This is a genomic window from Aquimarina sp. I32.4, from assembly GCF_002924285.1.
GTDB lineage: Bacteria > Bacteroidota > Bacteroidia > Flavobacteriales > Flavobacteriaceae > Aquimarina.
The window spans coordinates 1-13,137 of record NZ_PGUB01000017.1 but is presented as its reverse complement, the minus strand read 5'-3'; the positions used below and the strand labels follow the sequence as shown (position 1 = coordinate 13,137).

The window sequence follows — 13,137 nt, the reverse complement described above, 5'->3', positions numbered from 1 at the left end:
CTACTTCCTTAAACTAATAAAGAAAACAATGAAAAAGTATTCATACGTTGGTGTATCATTTGTCATATTGATTTTTGGTATAATTTTCATTCCTAAAATTGTAGATAGGGTAAAAGGCTCTTCTATTGTAAAAAATGATAGAATGAGTGCTGGTAATCCTATAGCTAATGAGAAATTAGGGTATATAAAGATTAATGATGCATTAAAAAAAATACCAGAGTTTGCTTTTTTAGATCAGGATAGTACTTTGATAACGAATCATGATTATAAAGGAAAAGTATTTGTGGTTGAGTTTTTCTTTACCAGTTGTCCTACAATATGCCCAAGGATGAATAAAAATTTAGTCTACCTTCAGAATAAGTTAAAAGACTATGATAAATTTGGGATAGCTTCGTTTACGATTAATCCAAAAATCGATACTCCACGAAGACTCAAGAAATATGCTGAAAATTATAAGGTAACAGATCCTGATTGGCATTTTCTTACAGGTGATAGAGAAGATATTTATGAGCTGGCTAATACTGGGTTTAATATTTATGCAGCAGAAAATCCTGATGTACCAGGAGGATTTGAGCATAATGGCTACTTTGCATTGATAGATCAGCAAGGATATATAAGGTCTAGGTATGATGCCTCTGGGAACCCTTTGATTTATTATAGAGGAACTATAGGAGTTGATGAGGAAGAAGATGAAAATGGAGAAGAAGAACAGATTACAATCTTATTAGAAGATATAAAGAAATTATTAAAAGAGAATGAGTAACCTTTCAGCAGTAGAGAAAAAATATAATAAGTGGATTGTAATACTATCGATAGTAATACCTCTTGTGGTAGCAGTATTGTTTGGTGTCAATTTAAGAAGACTGGGGTTTGATGTAGAACCACTTACTTTTTTACCTCCTATCTATGCAAGCATGAATGGTTTAACAGCACTAGTGTTAATAGCCGCTTTATGGGCGGTAAAAAATAAGAATATTGCATTACATGAAAAACTTATGAAAACTGCAATAGTGTGTTCTGTAATGTTCTTGCTTATGTATATCGCGTACCATATGACCAGTGATTCTACAAAATTTGGAGGAGAAGGTATGATACGATATGTTTATTATTTTATATTGATAACCCATATTATATTATCGATTGCAGTGATCCCTTTTGTGTTAATTACTTATGTTAAAGCACTAGCTAAAAGATTTGATAAACACCGAAAAATAGCAAAAGTGACCTTTCCTATTTGGTTGTATGTAGCTATTACTGGTGTGGTGGTATATTTTATGATATCCCCTTACTACGTCTAAAAAAAAGTAATGTCTTTGTAAGATAATAAGTAGTAGAAGAGGTAATATAAAAACAAAAAGAATAGTACATATGCAAGTAAAAGTTTTTTGTGTCATAGTTTTGTTTTTAATGTGTGTTATTCCTGCAGAGGCACAGTGCGCGATGTGTAGAGCCGTTCTACAAAACGAAGAAGGCCAAGAAGCTGCAAAAGGTATTAATAATGGTATTGTGTATTTAATGATTATCCCTTATGTGTTAATAGGGGTTGTAGGGTATTTTATTTATCGAAATAAAAAGAAATCTACCAATTCGAAAAATAAACCTTTATAAGATTCTTAATTTTTTAACATTTCTCTAACAGAATTTTGTGTAACAAAAATGTAACCTTGATAGTCTTATCTAACATGACTACACTAACCTGTCAAAAATCTTCAAGGGAAAATTAGAAGATGAACCAAATATAATAAGTGATCTTGTTAGTGAGTCTTAGTTTTATTAAGGTGTGATTTTATGCCTTGCAAATCTTAATCCGGTATTATGATTGAAATAAAAGACTTACATAAATCTTACCAAATGGGGAGCAATTCTCTTCATGTACTAAAAGGGATAGATTTTAATGTAAAAGAAGGGGAATTAGTTGCAATTATGGGGTCATCTGGTTCAGGGAAATCTACATTACTGAATATTTTGGGGATGCTTGATGAAGCTGATAGCGGAACCTACTTTTTAGATAACGTTCCTATCGAAGGGTTAAACGAAACCAAAGCAGCGCAATATCGTAATCAGTTTCTAGGGTTTGTTTTTCAATCTTTCAATTTAATTAACTACAAAACAGCTTTAGAAAATGTGGCTTTGCCGCTGTACTATCAACGCAAAAAACGCAAAGAAAGAATAGATAGAGCATTGGAGTATTTGGGTAAAGTTGGGTTAGCAGAATGGGCAACGCATTTGCCAAGTGAACTCTCTGGTGGGCAAAAACAACGTGTTGCTATAGCTAGAGCACTAGCAGCAGATCCAAAAGTGTTATTGGCAGATGAACCTACAGGAGCATTGGATAGTAAAACATCTTATGAAGTAATGGATATTATACAAACCATCAATGATGAAGGAAAAACAATACTGGTAGTTACTCATGAACCTGATATCGCAGATATGTGCAAAAGAATTGTACATCTCAAAGATGGTGTTATTGTAGAAGATAAAAAGGTAGAACAAATAAGAGCTTCTCAATATGTTCGATAGAGATAGATGGAGCGAAATATTTGAAGCAATAGGAAAGAATAAGTTACGTACATTTCTTTCAGGATTTACAGTAGCATTAGGGATTTTGATTTTTACCATATTATTGGGATTGGGTAATGGTCTTCTTAATAGTTTTTTAAGCAGCTTTGTTGATGATGCCCAAAATGGTATATTCATCCGTAGTGGTAATACTTCTAAGGCATATAAAGGTTTTCAAGAAAATAGAAAAATTCAGTTTAAAAACGAAGATCTAGAATTTGTGAAAAACAATTATCCAGGTCAAGTAGAATTTATTACTCCTAGAGTATATAGGGGAGGTACGGCAAAATACAAAAAAGAATCAGGAACGTATAATATAAGGGCTGTAAGTCCAGATCATCAATATCTTGAGAAAACAATAATGATGAAAGGTAGGTATCTCAATCAGGCAGATATTAATGATCGTACCAAGAATATTGTTATAGGAAGACTTGTAGAAAAAGATCTCTTCAAAAAAGAAAGCGCTCTGGGAAAAATGCTAGACATAGATGGAATACCGTATAAAATAATAGGTGTTTTTCAAGATAGTGGAGGTGATAATGAAGAACGTTTGATTTATATATCCTATAAAACAGTACAATTACTTTATGGTAATAATGACCATGTAAATCAGATAAATCTTTCTTATAATATGGCAATGAGCACAGAACAAGCCATTGCATTTTCAAAAAAAATAGAAGAAGATTTAAAAGAAAGATTAAAGGTAGCACCCGAAGATCAAAGTGGAGTTAGAGTAGAAAGTTTTGCAGAAGATATCAAAGACACTATGGTAATTCTAGGGGGTATTTATATGATCATATTTGTTATTGGTATAGGTACCCTCATTTCAGGAGTAATTGGGATTGGTAATATTATGACTTTTAGCGTAAAAGAGCGTACCAAGGAATTAGGAATCAGAAAAGCATTAGGAGCATCACCAAGATCAATTATAGCAATGGTATTACAAGAATCTGTCCTAATAACATCAATAGCTGGGTATCTAGGGTTAATCTTAGGAATTTTGGTGTTAAAATTGATAGGAAATAATCTTGAGAAGTTTTTTATTCTTAATCCTAAAGTAGATACAGGGGTGATCATGGTTGCAACAATGGTGCTGATCTTTTTTGGACTTTTGGCGGGATATATCCCAGCAAGAAGAGCAGCACGAATAAAACCAATAATTGCTTTGAGAGATGAGTAATAGATATCAGAAATAAACAAACTAGTAGGTAGGTAAATATTGCATAAGTGATGTTGTCTATTAATTATGAACCCATAGATATAACATGATGAAATTTATATTTGAGAGAGATACTTGGCAAGAGATTTATGGCGCGATTCGCAAAAATAAGATCAGAACAATAATTACAGTTATTGGAGTGACTTGGGGGGTGTTTTTGTTTGTATTTCTTTTAGGAATGGCAAAAGGTCTAGACAATAGCTTTAGAAGCCAGTTTAATGACTTTGCAACCAATACAATGTTTCTTTGGGGACAACAAACTAGTATACCTAATGAAGGTTTCAAAAGAGGACGTAGAATGCAACTTACACTAGATGATGTCGAGGAATTAAAATCAAAAGTATCTGGTATAGAGTATATTACTCCGCGTAATGTTACAGGGCAATGGGGAACTCCTCCTGGTCAATTTGTAAAAGGATCTAAATCTGGAGCTTTCAAAATATTTGGGGATTATCCAACAATAGATAAAGTGTCAAAGAAAAAAATATTTGACGGAGGAAGATTTATTAATGAAGAAGATATAAAGTATGAGCGTAAAGTTTGTGTTATAGGTGAAGATATCTATAAGCAATTTTATGAAAAAGATGAAGATCCAATAGGAGGGTATGTTAAGGTCAATGGAATTTATTTTAAGGTTATAGGAGTGTATAAGCCTACTCAAACTGGATTTGAAGGGAATGACTCTATTTTTTTACCATTCACTACATTTCAGAAAATTTTCAATCAAGGAAAAGATATATCCTGGATGGTTATTACTGCCAAAGCAGATAGAAATATTGTAGATACAGAAAAAACTATAAAAACATTGCTCAAAAGAATGCATAATGTACATGCAGAAGATACACAAGCTTTTGGGAGTTTTAATTTGGGTAAAGAGGTGGCAAAAGTAAATGGGTTTTTATCGGGGATGAGACTGATTACCTATATTGTAGGTATTGCCACTCTTATTGCAGGTGTAATAGCGATAGGTAATGTTCTTTTGATTACTGTAAAAGAACGTACAAGAGAAATAGGAGTACGTAGAGCACTTGGGGCAACTCCCGCAGAAGTAAGAGGGCAGATCATGTTGGAGTCAATCATGCTTACTTTTGTAGCAGGATTGTTGGGCTTTATTTTTGGAACCTTATTACTTTGGGGGATTAATACAGCAATAGGCAATAATGATGATATACCTATTTTGAACCCAACAGTAGATTTCTTTGCTGCAACAGGAGCACTATTAGCGATCGTGTTATTAGGAACTTTAATAGGTCTTATTCCTGCACAAAAAGCCGTAAGTATTAGGCCAATAGAAGCATTAAGAGAAGAATAAAATAATAATTTAGAATAATCAAATCAATCAGAAATCAGATGAAAAAGTTTTTTAAAATCCTGTTAGTAGTGTTATTAGTAGTTGCGCTTGGTTTTTCAGGAAAATACTTAATCGACTCTAATAGTAAATCACCAATTGTATTTACTACCGAAAAAGCGTTTAGAACATCGATTGAAGAAAAAACCGTGGCAACAGGAAAAGTAGTTCCAGAAGATGAAGTGCAGATCAAGCCTCAGATTTCAGGAATTATAGAAAAAATTTATGTCGAAGAAGGAGATTCCATAAAAACGGGAGATCTAATAGCAAAAGTAAAAGTGGTGCCCAATGAGCAATCATTAAACAGTGCCAGAGGCCGTGTCAAAAACTCGAAAATCGTTTTGGATAATGCCAAAGTGGAATATGATAGAAATAAAGCACTTTTTGATAAAGGTGTTATTTCAAGTCAGGATTTTAATAATATAAATTTACAATATAATCAGGCAAAGCAGGATTTATCTAATTCAAGAAGTGATCTTCAAATTATACGAGTAGGGTCGGCAGGAGGCTCTTCTATGGCTAATACCAATATTCGAGCAACTGTATCAGGAACTATCCTAGAGATACCAGTAAAAGAAGGAGATCAGGTAATCGAGAGTAATAATTTTAATGACGGGACAACAATTGCTACTATTGCAGATTTAAATAAAATGATTTTTGAAGGGAAAGTAGATGAGGCAGAAGTAAATAAATTAAAAATAGATATGCCACTCAATGTTAGCCTAGGAGCAATAAGAGATAAAGAATTTGATGCAAAACTAAAATTTATTGCACCTAAGGGAAGTGAAGAACAAGGAGCCGTTCAATTTAAAATTGAAGGAGAAGTATTTCTAGATAAGTCATATTTTATTAGAGCAGGATATAGTGCAAACGCCTCAATAGTATTAGATACAAAACAAGATATTTTAGCTATAAAAGAAGCTCTATTACAATTTGATAAAGAAACAGAAGACCCTTATGTAGAGATAGAAACAGGAGATCAAGAGTTTGAAAGAAGAGATATAGAAATAGGACTTTCTGATGGAATTAATGTTGAAATTTTATCAGGAATAACTGAAAAAGAAAATATTAAAATCTGGAATAAAACAGAGCCTATCAAAAAGGAAAGTAAAGAAAATCAAGACTAAAATAAATTTTTAATAATCTGTAACAACATCAGTCAATCATATACCAATATTATAGTATGAAATTAATAGTAAGAGATTTAAGCAGGTTGTCATTATATAAAGAAGCTTTAAATTCTAAACTTATGAAAAGTAAGATTTTAATTTTGTGTATCGCATTTTTTGGGATTACGGGTATGCAAGCACAAGAAAAGAAATGGACACTAAGAGAGTGTGTAGAATATGCATTAGAGAATAATATTTCTATAAAGCAATCTGCACTAGATGTAGAGGCTTCAAAGATCGATCAGTTAGATGCAATGGGTAATTTTTTACCCTCATTAAATGCGAATGCATCCAATTTTTGGAGTTCAGGTTTGTCTACAGACCCTATTACAAATGAAAATAAGACACAGACATTTAGAAGTTCAAATTATGGAGTGTCTATGGGAGTAACATTATTTAGTGGTCTAAGAAATATAAAAACTTTTCAAAGAGCAAAACTAAATAAATTACTAAGCCAATATAACCTTGGTAAAACCAAAGATGATATAGTATTATTTATAGCAAATAGTTATTTGCAAGTGCTATTGAATAAAGAATCACTAAAAGTAATAGAGAAACAACATGAGATTACATTAGAGCAATTACAACGTACCAAAGATTTAGTAGATGCAGGGGTATTGCCACAAGGAGACTTATTAGAGATTGAAGCTACCTCTGCAGATGAGTTAACAAGAATCGTACAAGCAGAGAATGCAGTACAAATAGCATTAATAGGGCTAGCACAACGATTACTGATCAAAAATTATGCAGATTTTGATATTGCTGAACAAGAATATTTGGTTCCTGCATCAGAAATATTAAATAAACCGATAGATCAAGTAATCGCAAAAGCTAGAGAGTCTAGATATGAAGTACAGATTGCGGAGCAGAATATGCTAATTGCAGAAAAAAATCTTGAAATATCAAGAGGGGCATATTACCCAACATTAAATGGTTCTTTTAATTATAATACCAGAGAATCAGGAGCAAAGTCTTTTGCTAGAGTTTTAGATGCAAACAACCCTGTATTGACACAAAATATAGGAGTAGTAGAAGGAACTGGGCAAAATGTAATTAGCCAAACACCAAATTTTCTTCTTGCAGAACAAAATGCAGCACCCTTTATAGATCAATTATATACCAATGATGGTATTTCTTATGGGTTTTCACTCTCAGTACCTGTTTTTAATGGGTTTACTGTGAGAAATTCTGTTAAGCGAAGTAAAGTAAATGTAAAACGTACCGAGTTTCAATTAGAGCAAGCAGAATTAGATCTGGATAGTAACGTATATCAAGCCTATTTAGATGCAAAAGGGGCTGCAGAAGCATATGAAGCAGCTCAGGTGTCTGTAAAAGCACAAGAAAGAGCATATGAGTACGCAAAGGATCGTTATGATGTAGGATTGACCAATGCATTTGATTTTAGTCAATCAAAATTTAGATTAGAAAATGCACAAAGTCAAGAAGTACGTAATAAATTTGATTATATTTTTAAACTAAAAGTATTAGAACTTTATTTTGGAATAAAGATCGCTGATATAAAATTATAAAGTATAGTTTTCTGATCCTTGAGTAAGGACAGGTAGTTATATGAATACAATAGAACCAACATTGAATTAGATTATGAGTACAAAGAAATTACTTTTTATTTTAAGTGCAGTAGTCCTGTTAATGATCCTTCTGGTGTATGGAAAAAAATCAGGGTGGTTCGGTAAAAGTGGAAATTTTAGAGAGGTTACTGTTGCAAAAATTGAGAAAATAGATATTATAGAAACTGTTTCTGCTACAGGAAAAATACAACCAGAAGTAGAAGTAAAGCTTTCGTCAGAAGTATCAGGAGAGATTATAGATTTACCTATCAAAGAAGGACAACAAGTACAAAAAGGAGACTTGTTGGTACGTATTAACCCAGATATTATTCAGTCGGGACTCAATCGATCACAAGCAACTCTAGAGAATATAAGAGCAGGGTTACGACAAGCAGAAGCAAGTTTAAAAGAGTCAGAATTAAATTATGAGCGTAATAAAGGCCTGTTTGAAAAAGGGGTGATATCTAAGGCAGAATGGGATAAATCTATATCTTCATATGAGGGAGCAAAAGCGGCCAAACAATCAGCGTATTATAATGTGAGAAGTGCACAGGCAACTGTAAATGAAGCCAAAGATAATTTGAGTAGAACCTCTATCTATGCCCCTATGACAGGTACAATATCAAAGCTATCTGTAGAGCTGGGAGAGCGAGTAGTAGGAACACAACAAATGGCAGGAACAGAAATTGTAAGAGTGGCAAACCTTAACAATATGGAGGTAGAGGTGGATGTGAATGAAAATGATATTGTTAAAGTAGAAATTAATGATGCTACGGTTGTTGAAGTAGACGCATATCTTAAAAAGAAATTCAAAGGAATTGTTACAGAAATTGCAAATTCTGCAGAAAGTACTATGAGTGCCGATCAAGTGACTAATTTTAAAGTAAAAGTTCGAATTCTTGAAGAATCATATGCCGATCTTATTGAGGGTAAACCCGATAGTTATTCTCCGTTTCGACCTGGAATGACAGCTACGGTTGATGTTATCACAGAAAAAAGAGAAAATATCATTGGGGTTCCGATAAGTTCGATAGTAATAAAAAATGACACAACAACTATAAAGGAAACTACTGTTGAGAAAAAAATAACTTCAAATTCTGATAAAAAATTTGAATGTGTATTTATAAAAAATGGAGAGACGGCAAAGTTGAGAGTGATAAAAACAGGAATTCAGGATGATGGTAATATTGAGGTAGTAAGCGGTTTAAAAGTAGGAGAAACTGTTATTACAGGGCCTTATAATATAGTTACCAAAATATTAAAATCAGGTGATAAAGTAACGATCTCTGATCCCAAAAAACAGTAGAATTACATCTAGCGTTATATATTCTTTTTTTTATATTAAGACAGAATTAGTTTAAAAAAATAGTTTTTAATTAAGTTATCTTTGCTCAAAATATTTGATAGATGGCTTATATTCTTTGTATAGAAACTTCAACTACAAATTGCTCTGTGGCATTAGCCAAGGGTGATAAAATAATTCAACTCAAAGAAGATTATAATAGTTCATATTCTCATGCAGAACGATTACATAACTTTATAAATGAGGTAATCAAAGACGCTGGGATTGATATAAGAGACCTTTCTGCTATTTCTGTTAGTAAAGGCCCTGGTTCTTATACAGGATTAAGAATAGGTGTTTCTGCAGCAAAAGGACTCTGCTATGCGTTGGATATTCCTTTGATTTCGATACCAACCTTAGGGTCATTAGCTATGCAGATAAAAGAAAAGGAGTGTTATATAGTTCCTATGATAGATGCCCGTAGGATGGAGGTGTATTCAGCGGTTTTTAAGAGTGAGGGGTATGATGAGATTCGAGAAACAAAAGCTGAGATTCTTACTGAGACTTCTTTTCAAACATATTTAAGAGATAAAAAAGTATATTTTATAGGTAACGGAGTAGATAAATTTTCAAAAATTTGTAAAGATGTCAATGCTGTTTTTATACAAAACAAATTGCCATCTGCAAATGAGATGGCAATGTTAAGTTATCCTAAATTTTTGGGACAAGACTTTGAGGATGTTAGTTATTTCGACCCCTATTACTTAAAAGACTTTGTGACGGGGTAGCATCGGTGCTTTTTAATGCATTATATCTTGCTACTAATCTAATAAGGTCTTCTTCCTTTTTTAGGCGAATGCTTTCCTTTTTTAGATATGCTTTTAGCTCATCTTGCTTATCACTAAATGTAGCTAGCATCTCTTTTTTATTCATAGGTAATTCCATGATAATACCAGATTCTTCTAAATAGTAGGTGGTAATCATTCTAATAGATCCAGGCTCAGTGATTCCGTCTATTACCCCTGTTTTTACTGGTGGATCTTTAATTTTTAGTGTAAAACGCTTATAAATACGATATCTGTCTGATAATTCAACCAATACATAGTATCCTTTCCGGTCGCTGTTTCTCTGGTTTTTGAAGTCACAATAGTAAAAATAGTCACCATCTATTCGTGCATGAACTGTAGGTGATTTAACGACCTCAAATAAATCTGATTTTGAATTGTATTCTAAAGCATCAGAAAAAATATTGTATTTGAGTTTGGCATCAAAAGTTCCCGATTTTTCATCAATAACACTTGATTCTTTGTACCTGCTTTTCATATAAACACTACCATTGTACTCGTCATACATATGAATTCTAGAAGTAGGTGTCAATAAATTTCTGGGTAATTGGGCAAAAAGTGAAGATGAAATCACTAAACATAATAAAAGTAGTATTTTTCTCATAGTTTTCTTTATTTAGGTCATAACAATTTAAAAAAATAACATAATGAATACAAATAATATTGCTTTTTGTTCAAATTATTGCGAATTATTTAATGTCAATAAGTCAAGTGTCTCATTATTAGCAATAAAAAATGCGTTTTAACATATATTTCACATAGTTTCACATAATTTTACTGAGGAAAAACCGTGAAAAACTATGTTTTTGTATAATGTAAACCATTGTTAACATGTGGTTTATGTTGTATAATGGTTTTTTGTACTATGAAATTCAATTAAATTGCTTTAACAAATATTAATTTTTAATGTTATTTATAATAATTTAACTCTAAAGGGAATAGCGATCTTAGGTGTATTCAGAAAGTGAAGAGTAAATGAATAATTTACTTTTAAACGCATTAAATGATAAATCTTTTTATCTTATAAATGAAGTGATTTAAACTTTTTCTAGTTCTTTTTTTTAAATTTTTTAATCGCTATGACAATGAATGACAGGTAATTAAAACCTATCCAACTAGTTACGATAGTATCATACCTATTGAGCAGTGACCTATAGCTATCCATCCAAGCATTGGTTCTCTCTATAGCATATCTTTCATTGTAAAGTTCTTGGTCGAAATATTCACCTCTGTCTAGGTCTCCATTACGTTTATTGAAACATACATTTGCATTAATATCCTTTTTATCACATGAGTTTCTAAAGTCCTTGGCGTCAAAGCCTGCATCTGCATTGAGAAATAACCCCTCTATAGAAATATTAGCGTCTTCCAATGTTGATGTTACTACCTCGAATTGAGTCTCAATATCATAGAGATCATTATGATTACCTGCTAAAGGTTCTGACAGGGCAAGAGGCAATCCCTGTCTATCACTTAAATAAAGGGCATTGGTAGTTTTACGTTTTTTTCTTCCTTGATATTCCACTTGTTCTCCACCTCTAATAGCTGGAGTATGACTACCATCTAAATCTACACTAGAGAGATCAAAGTTAGATTTATGCTTAGTTAGAAAACCTACCCAACAAGATTTCCAAACTCCACTAACACACCATTTTCTGTAATGATAGTAAACAGACTCCCAACTCAATGATTTTCCTTCAAAGAAAATTTGAGTTGGTAATTGATGCCATTGAACTCCTGTTTTTAACTTGTAAAGTATAGCATTTACAATCTCAACTAAGGGAACTGTTGGAGGAAACCCTCGCTTGGCTAATGGTATGTGTGGAATTATTTCCATTTCTATTGTATATTTGTCTAGTACGCTGTACATAATGGGCTGCTTTTAAATAATTTACGTGTCGTAACGCAAATATCGGCAGCCCGTTTTTACAATTCAAAAAAAAGTTTAAATCAGTTCAATGCTATTTTCTGGTTTTTAGAGAATTAAAGCAGTGTTTGTGTGAAATATAATAATCATATATTTTGTGTTAATTAGTGATTCTACTTGTGCTAATCTATTCAGATATGGGGATGGTGTTATTAAATTATTAACAAAATAATTAAAATGAGCATAATATTTCTATTTAGAAGAGGAATGAATAGGCTTATTGTATGAATTATATCGATAAAAAGTGTAATTTTGTCGATGCAATCACAAACTCACAAAATCAACGTTAATTTAATGTTAATATAAAGTAAAGAAACAGTGAGTAAAGACCATCTTGTAAGTTCAACAGAAGTAATTCAAATTACCGGAGCTGATGCTGCTCTCATTTTAGATCTTAAAGGAAATGTAATAGATGCAACTCATGTAGAGTATCAAGAAAATATTGCAGCAATGATGGAAATGACTTTTTCTATGTGCAATAATTTGTCTATAGATGTGGAGAATGGTAAGCTAGATCAACTGCTGGCAAAAGCCTCTGATGGATTCTTGATTGCCAATCGACTAAAAACGGATCATATTGCAGTGATATTCTCTAAAGACCATTCAAGAATAGGTCTATTTCTCAAAAAAATTAGTTCAATTTAAATAAAAAATAATATAATAATAAAACTACCATTATGTCAAATTTTTTAGATCAATTTGTTGATGATATCAAATCAAATGTACCTGGATATATCGCTGTATCTGTAACTGAGGTTGCCACAGGTGTTTCTTATGCATCTCATTCTGATAAAGCAGATTTTGATCCAGAGATAGCATCTACTTTTAATCTTGAAGTAGTAAAAGCTAAAATGAAAGCGATACAAGCTTTGGGGATGAAATCTACTATCCAAGATATTATGATTACGCTAACAGATCAAATTCATCTTATCGATGTATCTGAGAAAGCAGAATATTTTATATACCTTGCTGTAGATTCAAATAAAGCAAACCTTGGAATGACAAGAGCATTATTGAAGAAGTATAAGAAAGATATCGTAAAGGAATTATAGTCATTAGGTAATTTAACTAATGAAACTTTGAGATTGGAAGTTTTAAACTAATTAAAATTTTAATTAAAAAAGTAAGGAATTCAAAAAAAGGGGGTTTACGACAAATTTCCCTTTTTGTTAAAATTTAGTATTTTTATTAGAAACATATTTAATGGATATAAAGACTCA

13 protein-coding genes and 1 pseudogene are annotated in these 13,137 nt (G+C 32.1%); 12 read left to right on the top strand and 2 right to left on the bottom strand.

Annotated elements, in window-relative coordinates; translation table 11 throughout:
* Window positions 1–28 precede the first annotated feature (28 nt).
* From CVD18_RS05730 to tsaB, 10 genes are all read left to right on the top strand, one after another.
* Window positions 29–763 (top strand): SCO family protein, encoded by a 735-nt coding sequence (locus CVD18_RS05730; protein ID WP_103864490.1) that lies wholly within the window; start codon window positions 29–31, stop codon window positions 761–763.
* A complete protein-coding gene (locus CVD18_RS05725) occupies window positions 756–1,298 on the top strand; it encodes a DUF420 domain-containing protein (RefSeq protein ID WP_103864489.1) in 543 nt (180 codons plus the stop codon). The genes CVD18_RS05730 and CVD18_RS05725 overlap by 8 nt, the downstream gene beginning before the upstream one ends.
* A gap of 70 nt (window positions 1,299–1,368) precedes the next feature.
* Entirely contained in the window at window positions 1,369–1,608 is a 240-nt protein-coding gene (locus tag CVD18_RS05720; protein WP_103864488.1) for a hypothetical protein, read from the top strand.
* Between the two features lie 207 nt (window positions 1,609–1,815).
* The gene (locus CVD18_RS05715) at window positions 1,816–2,520 is read left to right on the top strand and encodes an ABC transporter ATP-binding protein (protein ID WP_103864487.1); all 705 of its coding nucleotides are present in this window, start codon (window positions 1,816–1,818) and stop codon (window positions 2,518–2,520) included.
* A complete protein-coding gene (locus CVD18_RS05710; protein WP_103864486.1) occupies window positions 2,510–3,739 on the top strand; it encodes an ABC transporter permease in 1,230 nt (409 codons plus the stop codon). Before CVD18_RS05715 ends, CVD18_RS05710 begins: the two co-directional genes overlap by 11 nt.
* Window positions 3,740–3,824: 85 nt before the next feature.
* Window positions 3,825–5,090 (top strand): ABC transporter permease, encoded by a 1,266-nt coding sequence (locus CVD18_RS05705; protein WP_369858582.1) that lies wholly within the window; start codon window positions 3,825–3,827, stop codon window positions 5,088–5,090.
* A 38-nt stretch (window positions 5,091–5,128) separates the two neighbouring features.
* Window positions 5,129–6,253 (top strand): efflux RND transporter periplasmic adaptor subunit, encoded by a 1,125-nt coding sequence (locus CVD18_RS05700; RefSeq protein WP_103864484.1) that lies wholly within the window; start codon window positions 5,129–5,131, stop codon window positions 6,251–6,253.
* A 122-nt stretch (window positions 6,254–6,375) separates the two neighbouring features.
* Window positions 6,376–7,824 carry a TolC family protein gene (locus tag CVD18_RS05695; protein ID WP_103864518.1) on the top strand — a complete coding sequence of 483 codons (1,449 nt, stop codon included), beginning with the start codon at window positions 6,376–6,378 and terminating at the stop codon, window positions 7,822–7,824.
* 73 nt (window positions 7,825–7,897) lie between these two features.
* On the top strand, window positions 7,898–9,169 hold the full coding sequence (locus CVD18_RS05690; protein WP_103864483.1) for an efflux RND transporter periplasmic adaptor subunit: 1,272 nt from the start codon (window positions 7,898–7,900) through the stop codon (window positions 9,167–9,169).
* A gap of 101 nt (window positions 9,170–9,270) precedes the next feature.
* Window positions 9,271–9,933: a tRNA (adenosine(37)-N6)-threonylcarbamoyltransferase complex dimerization subunit type 1 TsaB gene (gene tsaB / locus CVD18_RS05685; RefSeq protein WP_103864482.1), complete on the top strand. Its 663-nt coding sequence runs from the start codon at window positions 9,271–9,273 to the stop codon at window positions 9,931–9,933.
* On the opposite strand, the gene CVD18_RS05680 is transcribed toward tsaB, so the two are convergent.
* Both CVD18_RS05680 and CVD18_RS05675 read right to left on the bottom strand, forming a co-directional pair.
* The gene (locus tag CVD18_RS05680) at window positions 9,887–10,594 is read right to left on the bottom strand and encodes a hypothetical protein (RefSeq protein WP_103864481.1); all 708 of its coding nucleotides are present in this window, start codon (window positions 10,592–10,594) and stop codon (window positions 9,887–9,889) included. The genes tsaB and CVD18_RS05680 overlap by 47 nt on opposite strands.
* A 444-nt stretch (window positions 10,595–11,038) precedes the next feature.
* Window positions 11,039–11,901, bottom strand: a pseudogene (locus CVD18_RS05675) (IS5 family transposase).
* A 334-nt stretch (window positions 11,902–12,235) separates the two neighbouring features.
* Here CVD18_RS05675 and CVD18_RS05670 point away from each other — a divergent pair.
* Both CVD18_RS05670 and CVD18_RS05665 read left to right on the top strand, forming a co-directional pair.
* Window positions 12,236–12,562: a roadblock/LC7 domain-containing protein gene (locus CVD18_RS05670; protein WP_103864479.1), complete on the top strand. Its 327-nt coding sequence runs from the start codon at window positions 12,236–12,238 to the stop codon at window positions 12,560–12,562.
* Window positions 12,563–12,594: 32 nt separating this feature from the next.
* Complete coding sequence (locus tag CVD18_RS05665) at window positions 12,595–12,969, top strand: hypothetical protein (RefSeq protein ID WP_103864478.1); 375 nt, start codon at window positions 12,595–12,597, stop codon at window positions 12,967–12,969.
* Window positions 12,970–13,137 lie beyond the last annotated feature (168 nt).